Origin of the sequence: Delftia sp. Cs1-4 (genome assembly GCF_000214395.1) — a bacterium.
GTDB classification, from domain to species: domain Bacteria; phylum Pseudomonadota; class Gammaproteobacteria; order Burkholderiales; family Burkholderiaceae_C; genus Comamonas; species Comamonas acidovorans.
The window spans coordinates 2,194,578-2,214,462 of record NC_015563.1; the positions used below are offsets into that span (position 1 = coordinate 2,194,578).

The 19,885-nt window shown below is 67.1% G+C and carries 18 protein-coding genes and 1 other RNA gene; 14 read left to right on the forward strand and 5 right to left on the reverse strand.

The features are described from left to right. Positions 1 to 38 precede the first annotated feature (38 nt). A complete protein-coding gene (locus DELCS14_RS09735) occupies positions 39 to 1,448 on the forward strand; it encodes a CoA transferase (RefSeq protein ID WP_013801476.1) in 1,410 nt (469 codons plus the stop codon). A gap of 75 nt (positions 1,449 to 1,523) precedes the next feature. On the opposite strand, the gene rho is transcribed toward DELCS14_RS09735, so the two are convergent. Both rho and trxA read right to left on the reverse strand, forming a co-directional pair. Further along, positions 1,524 to 2,786, reverse strand: a complete 1,263-nt coding sequence (rho, locus tag DELCS14_RS09740; protein WP_012206705.1) for a transcription termination factor Rho — start codon at positions 2,784 to 2,786, stop codon at positions 1,524 to 1,526. 266 nt (positions 2,787 to 3,052) lie between these two features. After that, positions 3,053 to 3,385, reverse strand: coding sequence for a thioredoxin TrxA (gene trxA / locus DELCS14_RS09745; protein WP_012206704.1), 333 nt, complete (start codon positions 3,383 to 3,385; stop codon positions 3,053 to 3,055). A gap of 271 nt (positions 3,386 to 3,656) precedes the next feature. Here trxA and DELCS14_RS09750 point away from each other — a divergent pair, with 271 nt between their 5' ends. Beyond that, positions 3,657 to 5,033 (forward strand): TIGR03862 family flavoprotein, encoded by a 1,377-nt coding sequence (locus tag DELCS14_RS09750; protein ID WP_013801477.1) that lies wholly within the window; start codon positions 3,657 to 3,659, stop codon positions 5,031 to 5,033. Positions 5,034 to 5,098: 65 nt separating this feature from the next. Here the strand turns inward: DELCS14_RS09750 and ffs are convergent. Continuing rightward, an RNA gene (gene ffs / locus DELCS14_RS29410) (signal recognition particle sRNA small type) lies at positions 5,099 to 5,195 on the reverse strand. A gap of 100 nt (positions 5,196 to 5,295) precedes the next feature. On the opposite strand from ffs, the gene dnaX reads away from it, so the two are divergent. The 5 genes from dnaX (at position 5,296) to DELCS14_RS09775 (ending at position 10,256) form a co-directional block, all read left to right on the forward strand. Further along, positions 5,296 to 7,482 (forward strand): DNA polymerase III subunit gamma/tau, encoded by a 2,187-nt coding sequence (gene dnaX, locus DELCS14_RS09755; protein WP_013801478.1) that lies wholly within the window; start codon positions 5,296 to 5,298, stop codon positions 7,480 to 7,482. Positions 7,483 to 7,529: 47 nt separating this feature from the next. Further along, complete coding sequence (locus DELCS14_RS09760; protein ID WP_012206701.1) at positions 7,530 to 7,862, forward strand: YbaB/EbfC family nucleoid-associated protein; 333 nt, start codon at positions 7,530 to 7,532, stop codon at positions 7,860 to 7,862. 145 nt (positions 7,863 to 8,007) lie between these two features. Further along, positions 8,008 to 8,598, forward strand: a complete 591-nt coding sequence (gene recR / locus DELCS14_RS09765; RefSeq protein WP_012206700.1) for a recombination mediator RecR — start codon at positions 8,008 to 8,010, stop codon at positions 8,596 to 8,598. A gap of 45 nt (positions 8,599 to 8,643) precedes the next feature. Then, complete coding sequence (locus DELCS14_RS09770; protein WP_012206699.1) at positions 8,644 to 9,075, forward strand: MAPEG family protein; 432 nt, start codon at positions 8,644 to 8,646, stop codon at positions 9,073 to 9,075. Positions 9,076 to 9,227: 152 nt separating this feature from the next. Further along, positions 9,228 to 10,256, forward strand: a complete 1,029-nt coding sequence (locus tag DELCS14_RS09775) for an ABC transporter substrate-binding protein (protein WP_224986458.1) — start codon at positions 9,228 to 9,230, stop codon at positions 10,254 to 10,256. 76 nt (positions 10,257 to 10,332) lie between these two features. On the opposite strand, the gene DELCS14_RS09780 is transcribed toward DELCS14_RS09775, so the two are convergent. Together DELCS14_RS09780 and gloB are read right to left on the reverse strand one after the other, a co-directional pair. Continuing rightward, positions 10,333 to 11,868 (reverse strand): transglycosylase SLT domain-containing protein, encoded by a 1,536-nt coding sequence (locus DELCS14_RS09780; protein ID WP_012206697.1) that lies wholly within the window; start codon positions 11,866 to 11,868, stop codon positions 10,333 to 10,335. Continuing rightward, entirely contained in the window at positions 11,868 to 12,641 is a 774-nt protein-coding gene (gene gloB, locus DELCS14_RS09785) for a hydroxyacylglutathione hydrolase (protein ID WP_043795919.1), read from the reverse strand. The genes DELCS14_RS09780 and gloB overlap by 1 nt, the downstream gene beginning before the upstream one ends. On the opposite strand from gloB, the gene DELCS14_RS09790 reads away from it, so the two are divergent. The 7 genes from DELCS14_RS09790 (at position 12,640) to DELCS14_RS09820 (ending at position 19,841) form a co-directional block, all read left to right on the forward strand. Beyond that, entirely contained in the window at positions 12,640 to 13,470 is an 831-nt protein-coding gene (locus DELCS14_RS09790; RefSeq protein ID WP_013801481.1) for a class I SAM-dependent methyltransferase, read from the forward strand. The two genes, gloB and DELCS14_RS09790, sit on opposite strands and share 2 nt — an antisense overlap. Then, positions 13,467 to 13,913: a ribonuclease HI gene (gene rnhA / locus DELCS14_RS09795; protein ID WP_013801482.1), complete on the forward strand. Its 447-nt coding sequence runs from the start codon at positions 13,467 to 13,469 to the stop codon at positions 13,911 to 13,913. Before DELCS14_RS09790 ends, rnhA begins: the two co-directional genes overlap by 4 nt. 226 nt (positions 13,914 to 14,139) lie before the next feature. Next, positions 14,140 to 15,225 carry a porin gene (locus DELCS14_RS09800; protein ID WP_013801483.1) on the forward strand — a complete coding sequence of 362 codons (1,086 nt, stop codon included), beginning with the start codon at positions 14,140 to 14,142 and terminating at the stop codon, positions 15,223 to 15,225. Positions 15,226 to 15,276: 51 nt separating this feature from the next. Further along, positions 15,277 to 15,723, forward strand: a complete 447-nt coding sequence (locus tag DELCS14_RS09805) for a (2Fe-2S)-binding protein (protein WP_012206692.1) — start codon at positions 15,277 to 15,279, stop codon at positions 15,721 to 15,723. Further along, entirely contained in the window at positions 15,701 to 17,950 is a 2,250-nt protein-coding gene (locus DELCS14_RS09810) for a molybdopterin cofactor-binding domain-containing protein (protein WP_013801485.1), read from the forward strand. The genes DELCS14_RS09805 and DELCS14_RS09810 overlap by 23 nt, the downstream gene beginning before the upstream one ends. A gap of 38 nt (positions 17,951 to 17,988) precedes the next feature. After that, entirely contained in the window at positions 17,989 to 18,810 is an 822-nt protein-coding gene (locus tag DELCS14_RS09815; RefSeq protein WP_012206690.1) for a TauD/TfdA family dioxygenase, read from the forward strand. A gap of 53 nt (positions 18,811 to 18,863) precedes the next feature. Next, entirely contained in the window at positions 18,864 to 19,841 is a 978-nt protein-coding gene (locus tag DELCS14_RS09820; protein ID WP_013801486.1) for a tripartite tricarboxylate transporter substrate binding protein, read from the forward strand. Positions 19,842 to 19,885 lie beyond the last annotated feature (44 nt).

The window sequence follows — 19,885 nt, forward strand, 5'->3', positions numbered from 1 at the left end:
CGAGTTCCAACCCTTGTTTCCGTTGCCAGGAGTGCTCCATGTCCAGTCTTCCGTCCCCTTGCGCTTTTGATCACTGCGCCGCCCAGATCTGGGCGGCACTGGACGGTGCCCATGGCGCGCTGCACCGTCTGGAGATGCGCGGGCAAGGCGCCTTGGCCTCGGTGTTTCCGGTCTCCGATCTGGCGGCGGCCAGCCTGGGTGTGGCAGGCCTTGCCATCTCCGAGCTGGTGGCCCAATGCGGCGCTGCCGCGCCGCAGGTGGTGGTGGACCGCAGGCTCGCGTCCCTGTGGTTTGGCAGCAGCCTGCATCCACTGGGCTGGGAGATGCCCGCGCTGTGGGACGCCGTGGCCGGTGACTACCGCACGGCCGATGGCTGGATCCGCCTGCATACCAATGCGCCCCACCACCGCGCAGCGGCGCTGGCCGTGCTCGACGCGCCGGCCGACCGGGAGGCTGTGGCGACGGCGGTCAGGCGCTGGGCGGCGCATGAGTTGGAGTCGGCCGTTGTCGCGCAGGGTGGCTGTGCCGCCGCCATGCGCGGGCTGGCTGCCTGGGCTGCGCATCCGCAGGGGCAGGCCGTGCAGCAGGAGCCTTTGCTGGCGTGGCAGGTGCATCCGCAGCCGGGCCAGCCCTTCAGTTTCAGTGCTGGTGCGTGGCAGCCATCGGCGCAGCGGCCGCTGCAGGGGCTGCGCGTGCTGGATCTGACGCGCATCCTGGCCGGTCCCGCCGCCACGCGCTGGCTGGCGGGCCATGGTGCCGAGGTGCTGCGCATCGATCCGCCCGGTTGGGAGGAGCCGGGTACGGTGCCTGAAGTCACGCTGGGCAAGCGCTGCGCCCGGCTGGACCTGCGGGCGCCCCAGGATCGTGCCGTGTTCGAGCAACTTCTGGCCGGCGCCGACGTGCTGGTCCACGGTTACCGGGACGGTGCGCTGGAGGGGCTGGGATTCGGGGCCGCGTGGCGCCGTCGGCTGAATCCCTCGCTCATCGATGTGTCGCTCAACGCCTATGGATGGAGCGGGCCCTGGCAGCGGCGGCGCGGCTTCGACAGCCTGGTGCAGATGAGCGCCGGCATTGCCGATGCAGGCATGCACCGGCTGGGCCGTGACCGGCCCACGCCCCTGCCGCTGCAGGCGCTGGACCACGCCACCGGCTATCTGATGGCTGCCGCCGTGGTGATGGCGCTGGTGCGGCGCATGCAGGGGCAGGGCGGCAGCACGGTGCGCGCCTCGTTGGCGCGCACGGCCCATCTTCTAGCCGGACATGGCGTGGGCGACCCGGATACCTGCCCGCTGGCGCCGGTGAGCGGTGCCGAGGATTTCAGCGTGGCGATCGAGGCGACCTCCTGGGGCGCGGCGCGGCGCCTGCGGGCGCCAGAGGAGGTGGCGGGGGCGCCCATGCATTGGGAGCGCGCGGCCTGTGCGCTGGGCACGTCTGTCGCAGCGTGGTGAGACGGGGGCGGCTGGAATGCAAAACGCCCCGCGTGAGCGAGGCGTCTGTGGGGGCCGTGGGCTGGATCTGTGCGATCAGCCGCCGCGGCGCATCATGTCGAAGAAGTCCACGTTGGTCTTCGTGGCACGCATGTTCTTGATCATCAGCTCCATGGCCTCGATCTCGTCCATGTTGTACATGAACTGGCGCAGGATGCGGGTCTTTTGCAGGATCTCGGGAGCCAGCAGCAGTTCTTCGCGGCGTGTGCCGCTCTTGTTGAGTTCGATGGCGGGGAACACGCGCTTCTCGTAGAGGCGGCGGTTCAGGGCCAGTTCGCTGTTGCCCGTGCCCTTGAACTCTTCGAAGATCACTTCGTCCATGCGGCTGCCGGTATCCACCAGGGCTGTGGCGATGATGGTCAGCGAGCCGCCTTCTTCCACATTGCGAGCCGCGCCGAAGAAGCGCTTGGGGCGCTGCAGGGCGTTGGAGTCCACGCCGCCCGACAGCACCTTGCCCGACGAGGGCACGACGTTGTTGTAGGCGCGGGCCAGGCGGGTGATGGAGTCCAGCAGGATGACCACGTCCTTCTTGAGCTCGACCAGGCGCTTGGCGCGCTCGATCACCATCTCGGCCACGTGCACGTGGCGCGTGGCGGGCTCGTCGAAGGTGGAGGCGATGATTTCGCCCTTGACCGAGCGCTGCATCTCGGTCACTTCTTCGGGGCGCTCATCGACCAGCAGCACCATCAGGTGCACGTCGGGATGATTGGCCGTGATGGAATGGGCGATGCTCTGCATCATCATGGTCTTGCCGCTCTTGGGCGGTGCGACGATCAGCGCGCGCTGGCCGCGGCCGATGGGGGCGATGATGTCGATGATGCGGCCGGTGATGTTCTCCTCACCCTTGATCTCGCGCTCCAGGCGCAGCTGCTGGGTGGGGAACAGGGGGGTCAGATTCTCGAACAGCACCTTGTGCTTGTTCTGCTCGGGCGAGCCGCCGTTGACGGAGTCGAGCTTGGTCAGTGCGAAGTAGCGCTCGCCATCCTTGGGCGTGCGCACTTCACCTTCGATCATGTCGCCGGTGTGCAGGTTGAAGCGGCGGACCTGGCTGGGCGAGATGTAGATGTCGTCGGTGCTGGCCGTATAGCTGGTGTCGGGGCTGCGCAGAAAGCCGAAACCGTCCGGCAGGATTTCCAGCACGCCGTCGGCGAACACTTGTTCGCCTGCCTTGGCTCGCTTTTTGATGATGGCGAACATCAACTCTTGCTTGCGCATGCGACCGACGTTTTCGATCTCAAGCGCTTCGGCCTGCTTCAGGACTTCAGACACGTGCAGTGCCTTGAGTTCATTAAGGTGCATGGAGTGACTCCAGAACGGAGTGGAAAGAAACCAGGGGAAGGCGTTGAGCCAAGCGAAACACTGTGGAAGTGGGCTGGCTTGCCTGAGGGTCTCAGCGCGGCCTTCAATGCATAAGGCCGGTGATGAAGGGCATTATGACAGGAAAAAATCCGAAGGTCACAGGGAAATTTGCGCTGGCGCCTCGTTTATGCGCCAGTGCGATGCGGTGCTGCGGCCAACGCCGGCCCGCATCTGTGACGGCCCCGTGTGCGGGGCCGTCGGGGGAATCAGGCCAGGTGCTGTTCCAGGAAAGCGGACAGCTGTGCCTTGTTGAGGGCGCCCACCTTGGTAGCGGCCAGCTGGCCATCCTTGAACAGCATCAGCGTGGGGATGCCGCGGATGCCGAACTTGGCGGGGATCTCGCGGTTCTCGTCCACATTCATCTTGGCGATGGACAGCTTTTCCTTGTAGGTCTGCGCTGCTTCGTCGAGGATGGGGGCGATCATCTTGCAGGGGCCGCACCATTCGGCCCAGTAATCGACCAGCACCGTGGTGCCAGGCTGCAAGACGTCGGCTTCAAAGCTTGCGTCGGAGATGTGTTTGATCAGTTCGCTGGCCATGGGTGGAGTCCTTGATTTTTCGCAATGAGGAAGGCGCAGGAAAATCCGCACCGCAAAAAGATTGTGACAGAAACCTATCACCTGCTGCACCGTATGGGCGGTAGCTCAATGCTATGACTGTCATAGCTGTTTATGGGGTGGCGACAGGGTTGCCGGGACTCCGGGAATTAGTGGCGCCTGCGCGCAGACCGGCCTGCGGCAGGGTATTCTGCGCGCCCGCGCTGCAGGCATATGTGCCGGCCGGCAGCGCCAAGTTGAATGCGAGCATGGAATGGAAACTGATGTGATGGATGCTTTTGAACCCGGTGCGGCAGCGCGCACGATGGACTGCGATGTGGCGGTGATCGGTGCGGGGCCTGCGGGCCTGATGGCGGCCGAAGGGCTGGCCGGCAAGGGGCTGGATGTCCATGTGTTCGAGGCCAAGTCCTCCGCTGGGCGCAAGTTCCTCATGGCAGGCAAGGGCGGGCTCAACCTGACCCATTCCGAAAACCTGCCCGCCTTTGTCTCCCGCTACGGCGAGCGCAGTGCCGAGGTGTCGCGCTGGCTGGAGCTGCTGTCCCCGGATCAACTGCGTGCCTGGGCCGGCGAGTTGGGCGTGGAAACCTTTGTGGGCAGCTCGGGCCGCGTATTCCCCAAGGACATGAAGGCTGCGCCCTTGCTGCGTGCCTGGCTGGTGCGTCTGCAGACCCAGGGCGTGGTCCTGCACACGCGCCACCGCTGGCTGGGCTGGCAAGACGGCGATGCGCTGGGCTTTGATACACCCGAAGGGCGGCTGCAGGTGCGGGCAAGGGCCGTGGTGCTGGCATTGGGCGGTGGCAGCTGGGCGCGCCTGGGCTCGGATGGCGCCTGGCTGCCCTTGCTGGAGCAGCGCGGTGTTGAAGTCGCTGCGTTGAAGCCTTCCAACTGCGGGTTCGATGTGGGTCTGGACGGCGCGGCTTCGGGCGGACAGATCGATCGCCGGGAGTTCATGGCCGAGCTGCTGGGCGCCAGCCCCCAGCCTGCGCGCGGCTGGAGTCCTTACTTCACCGAGCGCTTTGCGGGCCAGCCGTTCAAGTCGGTGGCGCTGTCCTTTGATGATGGCAAGGGCCATGTTTTCTCGCGCAAGGGCGAATTCATTGCCACGACCACGGGCGTGGAAGGCAGCCTGATCTATGCCGTCTCTGCGGCGCTGCGCGAAGCCATTGCGCGCGATGGGCAGGCCACCGTCCATCTCGACCTGCTGCCCCAGTTGACGCCCGAGCGCGTGCTGGTGGAAGTGCGCCATCCGCGCGGCTCGCGCAGCCTGGCCAGCCATCTGAAGGGGCGCCTGGGCCTGGACGGCATCAAGGCCGCCGTGCTGCATGAGGTGCTGGGCAAGGAAGGTGTGGCTGACCCTGTGCGGCTGGCCCATGCCATCAAGGCCCTGCCCATCACTGTGGTGGCGGCCCGACCCATTGACGAGGCCATCAGCACGGCAGGCGGCGTGCGGCTGGAAGCTCTGGACGCCAACGGCATGTGCGCAGCCGCTCCTGGCGTTTTCTGTGCCGGCGAGATGCTGGACTGGGAGGCTCCCACGGGCGGCTACCTGCTGACGGCGTGCATGGCCAGCGGCCTGCAGGCGGCGCAAGGCGTTGCGCGCTATCTCAAGGCGGATGGCGCAGAGCGTTAAGGAGAAGAGGGTGCCGCAGCGGGCCTGGACGGGGCAGGCGCCCGCAGGGCCTGCTGTTCAATGAAGGTGACGAGCCTTGCCCTCGGCACTGGTTTCACGGTTAGGGCTGCTTGGTTCCCCACCTGACCCGGTTGGCCGCTTCCCCATGCGAGGAGGCCCGTCACTCTCGATTATAGGGGCAAACACCGGGCCGCCCGGACGACATGGCCGGCCAAACCCGGGTCGCCTCGGGCAAGGGCGCCCAGCCCCGTAGAATCGCGGGATGTCTTATCTTGTGCTGGCCCGCAAATACCGCCCCCGCAATTTCTCTGAAATGGTGGGGCAGGAGCATGTCGTTCAGGCGCTCACCAATGCCCTGACGCAGCAGCGCCTGCACCATGCCTATCTGTTCACCGGCACGCGCGGCGTGGGCAAGACCACGGTCTCGCGCATTCTGGCCAAGTCGCTCAACTGCCAGGGCGCTGATGGCCAGGGCGGCATCACGGCAACGCCCTGCGGCGTCTGTGCGGCCTGTACCGAAATCGACAGCGGGCGCTTTCCCGACTACACGGAGCTGGACGCTGCCTCCAACCGTGGCGTGGACGAGGTGCAGAGCCTGCTGGAGCAGGCTGTCTACAAGCCGGTGCAGGGACGCTTCAAGGTCTTCATGATCGACGAAGTGCACATGCTCACGAACACGGCCTTCAACGCCATGCTCAAGACGCTGGAGGAGCCGCCCGAATACCTGAAGTTCGTGCTGGCCACCACCGATCCGCAGAAGGTGCCCGTGACCGTGCTCAGCCGCTGCCTGCAGTTCAACCTGCGGCCCATGGCGCCCGAGACCGTGCTGGAGCATCTGGGCCAGGTGCTGGGGCAGGAAGGCGTGGCCTCCGAGCCCCAGGCCCTGCGCCTGCTGTCGCGCGCCGCGCGTGGCTCCATGCGCGATGCGCTGTCGCTGACGGACCAGGCCATTGCCTTTGGCAGCGGACAGCTGCAGGAGGCCACGGTGCGCCAGATGCTGGGCAGCGTGGACCGCAGCCATGTGTTCCGCCTGATAGAGGCACTCGCCCAGGCTGATGGCCAAGTGGTTGTGGAAACCTCCGACGCGCTGCGCCGCAATGGCCTGTCTGCCGCCTCCACGCTGGAGGAAATGTGCGCCGTGCTGCAGCGCATGGCCGTGGCACAGGCCGTGCCGCAGATGGCCGCCGACGCCAGCGATCCAGAAGCCGCAGAGATCGCCCGCCTTGCGGTGCTGATGCCGCGCGACGAAACCCAGCTGCTCTACAGCATCTGCCTGCATGGTCGGGCCGAACTGGGCCTGGCCCCCGACGAGTACGCGGCGCTGACCATGGCGCTGCTGCGGCTGCTGGCGTTCAAGCCGCAATCTGCAGAGCCCGCCCCGGGCGCGGCTGAAAAAAAAACTCCAGCGCTGACCCCCTCCACGGCGAAGCCTGAATCTCCCGCGCCCGTGGCGCAGGCGCGGCCCGCACAGCCCGCTGTGCCTGAGGCTCCCGCTGTGCCGGCCAAGGCGGCCATGCCCGTCCCGGTCGCGCCTCCTGCTCCTGTCGCGCCTGTCGCATCTCCCGTGACCGCTGCGCCCGCCGTGGTCACTCCCGTGGTGCAAGCCGTTGCGGCTGCAGCACCTGTTCAGGCGCCCGTGGCCGTGGCCCCAGTTGCCAGGCCGGAACCCGTGCTTGCGCCTGTCCGGGAGGCCAGGCCTTCCGCTGCTCCAGAGGTTAAGCCGGCCGCCGGTGTCGCCCAGGAGCCCCTGGACGAGCCTGTGGATGAGCCCGTGGACGATGTGCAGGAAGACGAAGACTCTTCTGCCGATGAGGCGCCGCAGGCGCAGGATGCCGATGCACCGGACGAGGGTGCCTGGGCCGGGATGCCCGATGAAGGCTGGGCCGACGAAGGCCGCTGGAGCGATGACGGAGATCTGGCCCTGGAGCCGCCTGCCGCTGCCGTGGCACGGCAGTCCGAACCGCAGATCGACACTCAGATCGATGTGCAGGACTTCGCTCCCGAACGTGGCCGCCAGTCCCCCGGTGCGCCTCCCGCGCCGACCGTGGAGCGCACGCCCGACGGCGATGTCTGGCACGCTGCCGTCCAGCAACTGGTGCAGGCCGAGGCCGTCACGGCGCTGGCGCGGCAGCTGGCGCTGCAGTCGCAACTGGTGGCGCGCGATGGCGATGCATGGACGCTGCGCGTGGAAAGCAGCTCGCTGGCCCAGCCCGCCACGCGCGAGCGCCTGCGTGCGGCGCTGGAGGCCGCTGGCCTGGCGCGGCAACTGCATGTCGAGCAAGGCGCCGTGGCAGACAGCCCCGCGCGGCGCAATGCGGTGGCCAGCCATGAGCGCCAGCGCATTGCAGAAGACATCGTGATGAATCATTCTCTGGTGCAGACCCTGATCCGCAGCCATGGCGCGAAAATCGTGCCCGGCAGTATCAAGCCCGTATCCATTCAGCCCTGACACGCTCTAGAGCGTTTCGTTTTTACCCTACAGAAGAAGGAACTCACATGTTCAACAAAGGACAACTGGCCGGCCTGATGAAGCAAGCCCAGGCCATGCAGGACAACCTCAAGAAGGCCCAGGATGAACTGGGCAACATTGAGGTGGAAGGCGAGTCTGGCGCGGGCCTGGTGAAGGTGGTCATGACCTGCAAGCACGACGTCAAGCGCATCACCATCGACCCCAGCCTGCTGGCCGAAGACAAGGACATGCTGGAAGACCTGGTGGCTGCCGCCTTCAACGCCGCCGTGCGCAAGGCCGAAGAGACTTCCAACGAGAAGATGGGCAAGCTCACGGCCGGCATGCCCGGCCTGCCGGGCGGCATGAAGTTCCCGTTCTGAGGCAGGCCCCAGCGGTTGTGCCGAACAGCCTGGAGAGGCCATGCCGGCTTCTCCAGCTGCCCACTCGTGTGGAGTGGCCATCGAGCGATCTGCCCCTGCAGATCGCTTTTTTTCTGAGAACCTTCTCCATTGAAAGGAAGCTGCCATGTCGGACGTGCAATCGCTCGATGGCCTGATCGAGGCCTTGCGCAGGCTCCCGGGTGTGGGCATCAAGTCGGCGCAGCGCATGGCCTTCCACCTGCTGCAGCGCGACCAGGACGGCGCGCGGCAACTGGCCCGTGCCCTGACCACGGCCGTGGAGTCGGTCACCCACTGCGAGCGCTGCCATACCTTCACCGAAGGCCGCATCTGCTCCATCTGCCAGGATGAAGGGCGTGACGCGGCCCGGTTGTGCGTGGTGGAGGCACCCGCCGATATGGCGGCCATGGAGCGCACGGGTGCCTACCAAGGCTATTACTACGTGCTGATGGGGCGGTTGTCGCCACTCGACGGCATAGGTCCGCGCGATCTGAACCTGTCATCCCTGCTGGAGCGTGCCGGCGACGGCAAGGTGCAGGAGGTGATCCTGGCCACCAGCTTCACGGCCGAAGGCGAGGCCACGGCCCATGCGATCAGCGAGGCCCTGAAGGCGCGCGGCATCCATGTGACGCGGCTGGCGCGCGGCGTGCCCATAGGCAGCGAACTCGAATACGTGGACCTCGGTACGATCGCCCATGCGCTGGTGGACCGCCGGTAGTGGCCGAGGCGGCTGGCGTTTCTTGTCTATTCATCAGGAGCCTGTATGCCGACCTCTGTCATCCTGCCGCCCGGCGGCTTCTCCATAGCGCATTGGTGCCTGCTGGTGGCGGCCCTGCTGCCGCTGGCCTGCGCCTACATCGCCAAGGCGCCCGGCATGAAGCACCGGCCGGGGCAGCGCGGTTTCGACAACCACGAACCCCGGGCCTGGCTGGCGCAGCAGACGGGCTACCAGGCACGGGCCAACGCGGCGCAGGCCAATAGCTTCGAGTGCCTGCCTTTCTTCATTGGCGCCTTGCTGGTTGCCTGGCAATTGGGTGCACCGTCCGCGCGTGTCGATGGCCTGGCCGTGGCCTTTGTTGTGTTGCGCATTGCCTACATCGCCTTCTATGTGACGGACCGCGCCACGCTGCGCAGTCTGGCCTGGGCGCTGGCGCTGGTGGTGAATCTGCTGCTGTTTTTCGCGGGCTACCGCTGAGGCCTGGGTGAGACCTGGGTGAGGGCCGGGCGCGTGTTCACCGCTCGCCGTGCTGGCCCTGAAGCCTACGGTGTTTCACATACGGGCAAGCACCGATGCTGTGCATGCGGGCTCTGGGCATGATCTTGTTGCACTGCAGCAAAATAACCACCATGTCTTCCCACGTGCTTGATCGCCGAACCTTGTTGAGCCTCATGGGGCTGGGTTCCCTTTGGTCGCTTCCTTCCCTCGGTTCGGCCGAGCTGGTGACGATTTCCGTGGGCGGTCAGGGCCTGCTGTATTACCTGCCGCTGGTGATTGCCCAGCAACTGGGGTATTTCGAGGCCGAGGGCCTGACCGTGCGCATCGATGACTATCCGGGCGGGTCTCAGTCGCTGCAGGCGCTGGAATCGGGCGCCGCCGATGTGTGCGCGGGTGCCTATGAACACACGCTTGTCGCGCAGCAGCGCGGCAGTGTGCTGCGTGCCTTTGTCGTGCAGGGGCGTGCGCCGCAGATTGCGCTGGGCGTGTCCTCGCGCTGGATGCCGCGCTACCAGACGCTGGCTGACCTGCGCGGGCGGCGCGTGGGCGTGTCCTCGCTGGGCGCATCCACGGCCCGGGCCGTGCAACTGATGCTGCTGGGCGATGGTCTGGAGGCCGATCTGGTGCAATTGGTGGGTGTGGGCTCGGGGCCTGACGCCATGGAGGCGCTGCGCACCGGGCGCGTGCATGCGCTTTGCCATGCGGACCCGCTGATGAGCGTGCTGGAGGACAAGGGAGCCGTGCGCATCGTTAGAGACCTGCGTGATCTGCGCAGCAGCGCACAGCTGTACGGCGGCTCCATGCCCTCGGGCACGCTGTACGCGACCCAGGCCTTTTTGCGCAAGAACCCTGCCAAGGCCCAGGCGCTGAGCAATGCCATGGTCCGATCGCTCAAGTGGCTGCAGACCGCCGCGCCCATGGATGTGCTCAGGGCCGTGCCTGCACCTTATCTGCTGGGCTCGCGGCGCGCCTATCTGTCGGCCTTCGAGCACATGCGCACCACGATCTCCCCGGATGGCCTGATGCCCGATGACGGGCCTGCCACGGCCCTGCGCGCCCTGGTCCGGCTCAACCCTGCGCTGGCGCGCAGCGGTATCGACCTGGAGCGCTCGTTCACCAACGAATTCGTGCGGCAGTCCCGCCAGCGTTTCCACACCTGAGCCCCCGGGCCGTACGCAAAAGAGCCCGCGAAAGCGGGCTCTTTGGAGTGGGGCAGTGGCGGTGCCTTCAGCGCCTTCAGCGCTTTTTCACCTTGGATGGCTTGCCGCCACGCGGCGCCGTGGTGACCGACACCTTGGCGTTGCGGTTTTGCGGCTGCACGGCCACCTTGCGTGCGGTTCCGGTGGACTTGGCCGCCCGGGCATTGCCGCCGCTGCTGGCGCGCACCGGCAGGTAGGCCACCAGCGATTGGCCGGCATGCAGGGTGGCGGAGGACTTCAGGTCATTCCAGTCCGCCAGATTGGATGCGCTGACGCCGTAGCGGTTGGCCACGCTGATCAGCGTGTCGCGCTTGCGGGCCTTGATGGTGGTGCGGCGCGTGACGATCTCGGGGGCAAAGCTGATCTGGCCGTTGTCGGCCACGTGGCCGGCCACGTCGGCACGCACGTTGGCGCCGCGCGGCACCATGAGCGCGGAGCCGGCCTTGATCAGCATGCGGGGCGGGATGTTGTTGAGGGCGCGCAGGTCGGACTCGCCCAGGCCCACGCGCTGGGCCGCCTCGGCCACGCTGATGGTGGAAGGCACGGTCCACACGGTCCAGCTCGCGTACTGGCCTTCGTCGAAGGCCTGCATGTTGCGGCGGAACACCTTGGCGTTGTCCCAGGGCAGCAGGATCTCCGGCGTGCCGGCCGCAAAGATCACCGGCTTGCGGAAGCTAGGATTCAGCGCCTTGAAGTCATCGGTCGACACGTCGGCCAGCTTGGCCACCAGTTCCACGTCGATGTCACGGGTGATGGTGACGGTCTGGAAGTAGGGGTGGTTCTCGATCAGCGGCAGCTCGGTGTTGAACGCATCGGGGTTGGCCACGATGTTCTTGACGGCCTGCAGCTTGGGCACGTACATGCGGGTCTCGGCCGGCATCTGCAGGTCGGTGTAGCCCGTGGGCAGGCCCAGCTTCTCGTTGCGCTTGATGGCGCGGCCCACGCTGCCTTCGCCCCAGTTGTAGGCAGCCAGGGCCAGGTGCCAGTCGCCGAACATGTCGTAGAGCTTTTGCAGGTAGTCCAGCGCGGCGCGCGTGGAGGCCAGCACGTCGCGGCGGTCGTCGCGGAAGGCGTTTTGCTTGAGGTCGAAATAGGTGCCGGTGGCCGGCATGAACTGCCACATGCCGGCCGCCTTGGCGGTGGAGACGGCCTGCGGGTTGAAGGCGCTCTCGATGTAGGGCAGCAGTGCCAGCTCGGTGGGCATGTTGCGCCGCTCCAGTTCCTCGACGATGTGGAACAGGTACTTGCTGGAGCGCTCGGTCATGCGCTGTATGTAGTCGGGCCGGCTGGCATACCACTGCTCGCGGTCCTTGACCAGATCCTGGTCCAGGTCGGGCATGGCGAAGCCCTGGCGAATGCGTACCCACAGATCGCCCGTGGTCTCCAGCGAGGCCACGCCGCCGTTGCCGGCGCTGCCTGTGCCCAGCGGGCTCAGCGGTCCGTTGGGGTACATCGGGGAGTGCGGTGCGGTGCTGGGGGCGGGGGCCGTGCTGGCCAGGTCCGGGCTGCTGGTGGTGGCGCAGCCCGCAAGAGCCAGCAGGCTGCCCAGCAGCAGGGTGTGTAGCAGTTTCATCAGAAGACGTTTTTCCATTGGCGCAGGCCGGCCAGCACGCCGGCGGGGTCCTGCTGTCTCACCTGTGCGTCGAAGCCTGCGGCGGCGGCGGCCACTGCGGATTCGCGCGTTCTAAGAAAGGGATTGATGGAGCGCTCGGTCTCCATCAGGGAAGGCAGCGTGGGCCGGCCGGCCTCGCGCAACGCCTGACAATGCCTCTGGTAGTGAGCCAGGGCCTGGTTGTTTGGTTCCACGGCCTGCGCAAAGCGCAGGTTGGACATTGTGTACTCATGTGCGCAGCAGACCAGGGTGTTGTCCGGCAGCGCGGCCAGATCGTCCAGCGATTGCTGCATCTGCTGCGGCGTGCCTTCGAACAGGCGCCCGCACCCCCCTGAAAACAGCGTATCGCCGCAGAACAGCACGGGCTGCGCCTGCGCCGCCGTGCTGTAGAAGGCGATGTGGCCGCTGGTGTGGCCGGGCACGTCAATGACCTGCCAGGGGCCGCCCAGGGCCTGCACGGTATCGCCACCCTGCACACGCTGCACGGGTTCGGGCAACTGCTCGTAGGCGGGGCCCCAGACCTGGGCGCCCGTGGCCTGGCGCAGCTGCGCCACGCCGCCGACATGATCGGCATGGTGGTGGGTGACTAAAATGCCCTGCAACTGCAAGTCCAGCTGGCGCAGGCTGGCCAGCACGGGCGCTGCATCGCCGGGATCGACGACCAGGGCCTGCCCTGCGTCGTACAGCAGCCAGATGTAGTTGTCGGAAAAAGCGGGGATGGGCAACAGGTTCATGAGCAGCAAAATTATAGGGACGCATCACTGGACGCAATCTGCCCTCGGCCACTACCTGCTGGAATGGGAGCAGCAGCGCTGCGACGAGGCGGTGGCCGATATTTTCGGCTATCACAGCCTGCAGTTGGGCATGCCCATGCTCCAGGGGCTGCGCGCCAATCGCATGCCGCACCGCTGGCTGGCCCTGGATTCCATGCAGGATGCGGTGCCAGCCGAGGCAGTGCCGCCGCTGGAGGTGCCCGTGGCGCTGCTGGCCGATCCGGCCGCGCTGCCGTTTTCCGAGGCCAGCCTCGACCTCGTCGTCATGCCGCACACGCTGGAGACCTCGCCGGACCCGCATGCCGTATTGCGCGAGGCGGCCAGGGTGCTGATGCCGGAGGGCCGTATCGTCGTGTGCGGGCTCAACCCCGCCAGTCTGCTGGGCGTGCAGCGCCGTGCCGAGCGCGGCGTGTATCTGCCCGATGTGGGCTGGGGCGTGGGCTACTGGCGGCTGCGCGACTGGCTGCGATTGCTGGCCTTCGAGATCGAGGCCGTGCAGTTCGGCTGCTATCGTCCTGCCGTGCAGACGGATCGCTGGCTGCGGCGCTGGCAGTTCATGGACCGCGTGGGGCGGCTGGGCTGGCCCATGCTGGGCGGCGTGTACTGCGTGGTGGCCGTCAAGCGCGTGCCGGGCGCACGCATGCTGGAGCCTGCCTGGCGTGGCCGCGCAGCCGTGTCGGGCGCCTCCGTGCCTGTGGCCCACCGCATGCCGGCGCAGGCGGTGCAGGGCAGCGATCCGCATTCCAACCGGCCTGAAGGCCGGGCCATTCAACCCAAGGAAATTTTTTGAATCAAGTTGTTATCTACACGGACGGCGCCTGCAAGGGCAATCCGGGTCCCGGCGGCTGGGGCGTGGTGCTGGAGGCCGGCAGCGCCAGGAAAGAGCTGTTCGGCGGCGAGCTGAACACGACCAACAACCGCATGGAGATGATGGCCGTGATCGAGGCGCTGTCCGCGCTCAGGCGGCCCTGCGATGTGGTGCTCTACATCGACAGCCAGTACGTGCTCAAGGGCATCACCGAATGGATCCATGGCTGGAAGGCCAAGGGCTGGAAGACGGCCTCCAAGGAGCCGGTCAAGAACGTCGAGCTGTGGCAGCGGCTGGACGCCCTGGTCCAGGGTGGCGGCCACCGCATCGACTGGCGCTGGGTCAAGGGCCACGCAGGCGACCCTGGCAACGAGCGGGCAGACGCCCTGGCCAACAAGGGCGTGGACCAGGCACTGGGGCGCTGAGCGCCTGGTGCGGGGGCGGGTGCAATGCCCGTCCCTTGCTTCCACCTCCCGAGACCTACCTACAACGCGGTAGATGAAAACCCCAGAACCAGAATTCGGCCCGCGCAGCTAATATTTCCATAAGTGGAAATTAGTTCGCGCCCTGCCAGGCATCTTCCGTGGCGTGGTGTTCAAAATTGCCACTTGTGGAATTTTTTTACCCATCTCACGATGAAAGAGCCTTGCGATGAAATACAAAGCAATTGCCGCATTGGCGATGCTGGGCGGCGCGGGAGCGGCGCTGGCCCAGAGTTCGGTGACGCTGTACGGCAGCATGGACCTGACCATGCCCTGGATCAGCGATGTGCGCGGGAGCCGGCTGACGCGCATGGATTCGGCCATTTCCCAGCCTGACCTCTGGGGCCTGCGCGGCTCGGAGGATCTGGGGGGCGGCATGAAGGCCTCGTTCCAGCTGGAGAACGGATTCCTCACGGACATCGGCTCGCCGATCTCGCCGACCAGCTACTTCAACCGGGCTTCCTGGGTGGGTCTGGACAGCGCGTCGATGGGCTCGGTGCGGCTGGGTCGCCAGGTCGATTTCACGGCCGGCACGCTGAGCCAGTGGGGCAACGGCTACCAGCTCTACAACTTCTATCTCTACCACCCCGGCAACCTGGACGGCCTGTCCAGCCAGTTTCCGGTGGACAATTCCGTGGTCTACCTGACGCCCAGCATGGGCGGCATGCAGTTCGGCGCGCAGTACGGCTTTGGCGAGGTGCCGGGCCGCTCGCAGGCCAACCGTACCTACAGCGTCATGGGCAGCTATTCCAGTGCCAAGCTCAATCTGGCCGTGGCCTACACCGATGCGCGTGGCCGTGCCTTCGATATCGCCGGGCGCACGGGCCTGGCGAACGCGCTGGGCCAGGACCTGGTGGCGGGCCGGCCGCTGGTGCTCGACACCTTCCAGGTGCTGGGCATAGGCGGCGGTTACCAGCTCGATGCGCTTCCGGTCCGGCTCAACGCGCTGCTGACGCGCTCCACGCTCAAGTACGGCGGGGCCTCCAGCAACATGAGTGCGCTCGACCTGGGCCTGGCCTGGCAGACCAGCCAGGCCGTGACCATCAACACGGGCTACTCCTTCAGCCGTTTCGAGCAGACGAAGTGGAACCAGGTCCACCTGGGCGCGCGCTACGCCTTCTCCAAACGCACGCAGCTGCATGCCTCGGTCACGCACCAGCGCGCCTCGGATGGCGTGGCGGCGATGAATTCCGTGGGCGTTGCCAGCGGGCGCACGCAGACCGTGATTGCGGCAGGCATACACCACTCGTTCTGAGAGGCATGACACATGCAGCCCGGTCGACGCGGGCGCATTGGAGACCCCACGATGAAATTCACCCTCAATTCCCGAAGCGTGGCCTTTGACGGCGACGGGCAGACCCCGTTGCTGTGGGTGCTGCGCGATCACTTCAAGCTGCCCGGCACCAAGTTCGGCTGCGGCATCAGCATGTGCGGAGCCTGCACGGTCCATGTCGATGGCGAGCCGGTGCGCTCCTGCGTGCTGCCCGTCTCGACGGTGGGCGGCAAGGCGGTCACGACCATCGAAGGGCTGTCCAGCAACCGTTCCCACCCCATCCAGAAGGCCTGGATGGACAAGGACGTGCCGCAGTGCGGCTACTGCCAGTCCGGCATGGTCATGGCCGCTGCCGCGCTGCTCAAGACCCATCCACAGCCCACCGATGCGCAGATCGACGAGGCCATGACCAATCTGTGCCGCTGCGCCACCTACCACCGCATCCGGGAGGCCATCCATGCCGCAGCGTCCAAGCAATGAACGGGGCCGCACGGCCGGCTCTGCCATCTCGCTGCGGCGCAGGCATCTGCTCCAGAGCGCTGCTGCGCTGCTGGTGGCGCCTGCTGCCGGCAGCCTGCTGATTCCGCTGGCGCAGGCCGCGCCAGCGGGGGCCGGTGCAGCGGCAGCAACGGCCTCCTCCATCGGCGACTGGGTCTGGATCGAGCCTTCGGGGCAGGTCGTGATCGGCGTGTCGCAGTGCGAGGTGGGCCAGGGCATCTACACGGGCCTGCCCCAGGTGCTGGCCGACGAGCTCGATGCCGACTGGGCCAGCGTGACCGTGCGCTTCGTCACGGGGCGCGACGCCTATCGCAACGATGCGGGCGAGATGCCGTTCCAGCAGTTCGTGGGCGCGTCGATGTCGATGAACTATTTCTACGAGCGCATGCGCCTGGCCGGTGCCCAGGCCCGTGATGTGCTGCTGCGTGCCGGCGCGGCCCGGCTGGGGGTGCGGGCATCCCAGTGCAGCACGCGCGCCGGCCGCGTGCTGCACTCCGCGACGGGCCGCAGCGTGGGCTACGGCGAGATCGTGGCCGATGCCTCCAGGCTGTCCATCGCCGCGCGCCCGCGCATGAAGTCGGCTTCCGAGCAGGGCCTGATCGGCCGCAACCTGCGCCGGGTGGACACCCCGGCCAAGGTCGATGGCAGCGCGGTCTTCGGCATCGATGTCGAGGTGCCCGGCATGCTGATCGGCGCCGTGCGCATGGCGCCCAGCGTGACGGGGCGCATCGTGCGCATCCGCAACGAGGCAGAGGTGCGCGCGCGCCCCGGCGTACATGCCGTCGTGCGCACCACGCAGTGGCCCGACCCTGAGCCCAGCACCGTGGTGGTGGTGGCTGATTCGTACTGGATCGCCAAGCAGGCTGCCGATGCGCTGGACATCGAATTCGACGCCGGCGCGGCGGCCGGCGTGGACAGCGAGCGCATCCATGCGCAGTTCGTCGCAGGTCTGTCGAACGACAAGGCCGTCGTTGCCCGCAGCCTGGGCAAGCCGCGCGAAATGCTGGCGGCGGGCAAGCCGATCACGGCCGACTACCACTCGCCCTACATCACGCACGCCACCATGGAGCCGTTGGCCGCCACTGTCCATGTGCGCGACGGTGAGGTCGAGACCTGGGGGCCCTACCAGGGCCAGGACTTCCTGCGTGGCGAACTGGGCAAGGCCTGCGGCGTGCCTGCGGACAAGGTCATCGTGCACACCACCTTCCTCGGAGGCAGCTTCGGGCGCAAGTACATGCCCGACTTCGCCTTGCATGCGGCAGCGGCATCCAAGGCCGTGGGCCGGCCCGTCAAGGTCATCCGCTCGCGCGAGGACGACATACGGCATTCCTACTACCGGCCCGGTGCCTCGGGGCGGCTGAGTGCCGTGCTGGGCGCCGACGGCCTGCCGGCCGCGCTGCATGCGCGCATCTCGGGCCAATCGCTGTACGGCGCCATCAACCCCAAGAAGATGGCCGATGCCGGCGGCTGGGACGAGACCATGGTCGAGTCCATCTACGACCTGATCTACGGCGTGCCCAACCTGCTGGTGGATGCTGTGGACGTGCAGCAGCCCATACCGCTGAGCTATCTGCGCAGCGTGGGCACCACGTCCAGCGTGTTCTTCCTGGAAAGCTTCATCAGCGAGCTGGCCCACACCGCAGGCGTGGACGACTACCAGTACCGGCGCCGCCTGCTGGCCGGCCAGCCGCTGGCGCTGGGCGTGCTGGACGCGGCGGCCAAGGCCGCGCGCTGGGAGCAGCCCGCACCGGCAGGCCTGCACCGCGCCATGACCTTCAACGTCTACACGGGGCGGGGCGAGAGCTTCCAGACCTTCGTCGCGCTGGTCATGGAATTGCGTGTTGTGGAAGGCCGCGTGCGGCTGGAGCGCGCCATCTGCGCCATCGACGCGGGCCGCGTGGTCAACCCGGGACTGGTCAAGGCCAATGTGGAAGGCGGCATCGGCTTTGCGCTGACCAACACCTTCAAGAGCCGGCTGCGCTTTGACAAGGGCGTGGTGCAGCAAAGCAATTTCCACGACTACCCACTGCTGCAACTGTCCGAAATGCCCCGCGTGGAGGTGGTCCTGGTCGAAAGCGACCGGCCGCCCCAGGGCTGCGGCGAAGTGGCCCTGGGCCCCACGGCGCCTGCCGTGGCCACGGCCCTGTTCCATGCCACCGGCCGCCGGTTCCGCTCCATGCCGCTGCCGCAGGACATCGCGTCCACCTGATCACCCCCCAACCCGCTTTTTTCGAGAAAAGGAATTTCATGCAAGTCGAACACATCACCCCGTGCATAGGATCGGAGATCTACGGCATCGATCTCTCGGACCCGGCGCAGGTGCATGACCATGCGGACGCGCTGCGCCGGCTGCTGGCCGAGCGCCAGGTCATATTCTTCCGCGACCAGACGCTGGACCCTGCGCAGCAGGTGCGCGTGGCCCAGGTGTTCGGCAAGGTAGAGCCCGTGTCCTCCACCTTTCCCTCGCACCCGGACGATCCCCATGTCGAGCTGCTGATCAGCCAGGGCACGCGCACCGGCACCGACATCTGGCATGCCGACCTGACCTGGCAGACCAAGCCGCCCGCCGGCGCCTGCCTCTACGCCGTGGACGTGCCGCCCACGGGTGGCGACACCATGTGGGCCAGCATGACCACGGCCTTCGCCTCGCTGGCGCCCGAGCTGCAGGCCTATCTGCGCAAGCTGCGCGCCACCCACAACTGGGAGGCGCCAGCGCTCAGGCAAAGCCTGATGCGCCGAGATCCGTCTGGCGAGGCCTATCGCGCCACCCGCCTCAAGCATCCGCCGCTGGAGCAGCCCGTGGTTCTGGAGCACCCGGTCACCGGGCTGCCCGTGGCCTTTGTGAACTCGCTCTACACCACGCACATAGAAGGCGTGACCAGCGACGAGAGCGCGGCCCTGATCGCCATGCTCAGCGGGCTGGCCAAGGTGCCTGAATGGCAGGTGCGCTTTCGCTGGCGCAAGGGCTCGGTGGCTATCTGGGACAACCTGGCCACGCAGCACTACGCGGTCAATGATTACCACCCCGCAGCGCGGCGGATGCACCGTGTGGCGATACGCCAGGCTTGAGCCCGGCAACAACCTTTGCTGACAATGAAAAAACCACGATGAAAGCCCTCTCCATGAAAGCGAAACGCAGAACGCTCGCCCTGGGCGCGGCCATGGCCCTGGCGCTGCTCGCCGGTCCGGCGCAGGCCCAGACCTACCCCCACAAGCCGGTCACCATCGTCGTGGCCTACCCCGCAGGCGGCGATACCGATGCGCTGGCGCGGCTGCTGGGCGAGAAGCTGTCGGCCCGCATCGGCCAGTCCGTGCTCGTGGACAACCGCGCGGGCGCCAGCGGCACCATAGGCAGCAGTTTCGTGGCCAAGGCACCGGCCGATGGCTACACGCTGCTGCTGGCGCCCAATACCTTTGCCATGGCCCAACTGGTGCTCAAGCTGGGCGCGGGCCACGGCTACGACGTGCTCAATGGCTTCACGCCCGTGATCGAGGTCGGCTCCACTTCGCTGTTCCTCGTCGCCGGGCCCGGTGCGGGCGTGCGCAGCTTCAAGGAGGCCATCTCCTCCAGCCAAGGCCGCTCGCTGGGCTATGCCACGCCGGGCAACGGCTCGCCCATGCACTTCCTCGGCGAGATGGTCCGGCGCGCCACGGGCGCCCGCTTCGAGGCCATACCCTACAAGGGCGTGGCGCCGGCCGTCACCGATGTGGTGGGCGGCCATGTGCCCTTCACCTACAGCACGCTGGGCTCCATCGCTCCCTACCTGCCCGGCGGCAAGCTGGTGGCGCTGGCCGTGGCCGACGCCCAGCGCTCACCGCTGGCGCCCGACGTGCCCACGCTGGCCGAGCTGGGCTACAAGGACGTGGAACTGACTGCCTGGTACGGCCTGTTCGGCCCCAGGAACATGCCCGCCGAGGTGGTCAAGCTGCTAAATACGCATCTCAACGAGATCCTCAGGATGCCCGACGTGGTGGCTCGCATGGCCACGCTGGGAACCGTCCCTGTGGGCGGCCCGCCCCAGCGGCTGGGCAAGACCAATGCCGGCGATTTCGAGCGCTTCGGGCGGCTGGTCAAGGAGCTGGGCATACAGCCGGACTAGATCGAACAGGCGCTGAACGAAAGGAGGGAGGAAGCAGCGGGCGC

Excerpts from the sequence above, each read along its gene's own strand:
- DELCS14_RS09775 (WP_224986458.1), top strand. The coding sequence starts at position 9,228 with ATGTCTTCCCACGTGCTTGATCGCCGAACCTTGTTGAGCCTCATGGGG.
- DELCS14_RS09815 (WP_012206690.1), top strand. The coding sequence starts at position 17,989 with ATGCAAGTCGAACACATCACCCCGTGCATAGGATCGGAGATCTACGGC.
- DELCS14_RS09805 (WP_012206692.1), top strand. The coding sequence starts at position 15,277 with ATGAAATTCACCCTCAATTCCCGAAGCGTGGCCTTTGACGGCGACGGG.
- gloB (WP_043795919.1), bottom strand. The coding sequence starts at position 12,641 with ATGAACCTGTTGCCCATCCCCGCTTTTTCCGACAACTACATCTGGCTG.
- DELCS14_RS09750 (WP_013801477.1), top strand. The coding sequence starts at position 3,657 with ATGGAAACTGATGTGATGGATGCTTTTGAACCCGGTGCGGCAGCGCGC.
- dnaX (WP_013801478.1), top strand. The coding sequence starts at position 5,296 with ATGTCTTATCTTGTGCTGGCCCGCAAATACCGCCCCCGCAATTTCTCT.
- trxA (WP_012206704.1), bottom strand. The coding sequence starts at position 3,385 with ATGGCCAGCGAACTGATCAAACACATCTCCGACGCAAGCTTTGAAGCC.
- DELCS14_RS09810 (WP_013801485.1), top strand. The coding sequence starts at position 15,701 with ATGCCGCAGCGTCCAAGCAATGAACGGGGCCGCACGGCCGGCTCTGCC.
- recR (WP_012206700.1), top strand. The coding sequence starts at position 8,008 with ATGTCGGACGTGCAATCGCTCGATGGCCTGATCGAGGCCTTGCGCAGG.
- DELCS14_RS09790 (WP_013801481.1), top strand. The coding sequence starts at position 12,640 with ATGAGCAGCAAAATTATAGGGACGCATCACTGGACGCAATCTGCCCTC.
- DELCS14_RS09780 (WP_012206697.1), bottom strand. The coding sequence starts at position 11,868 with ATGAAACTGCTACACACCCTGCTGCTGGGCAGCCTGCTGGCTCTTGCG.
- DELCS14_RS09770 (WP_012206699.1), top strand. The coding sequence starts at position 8,644 with ATGCCGACCTCTGTCATCCTGCCGCCCGGCGGCTTCTCCATAGCGCAT.
- DELCS14_RS09800 (WP_013801483.1), top strand. The coding sequence starts at position 14,140 with ATGAAATACAAAGCAATTGCCGCATTGGCGATGCTGGGCGGCGCGGGA.
- DELCS14_RS09760 (WP_012206701.1), top strand. The coding sequence starts at position 7,530 with ATGTTCAACAAAGGACAACTGGCCGGCCTGATGAAGCAAGCCCAGGCC.
- rho (WP_012206705.1), bottom strand. The coding sequence starts at position 2,786 with ATGCACCTTAATGAACTCAAGGCACTGCACGTGTCTGAAGTCCTGAAG.
- DELCS14_RS09820 (WP_013801486.1), top strand. The coding sequence starts at position 18,864 with ATGAAAGCGAAACGCAGAACGCTCGCCCTGGGCGCGGCCATGGCCCTG.
- DELCS14_RS09735 (WP_013801476.1), top strand. The coding sequence starts at position 39 with ATGTCCAGTCTTCCGTCCCCTTGCGCTTTTGATCACTGCGCCGCCCAG.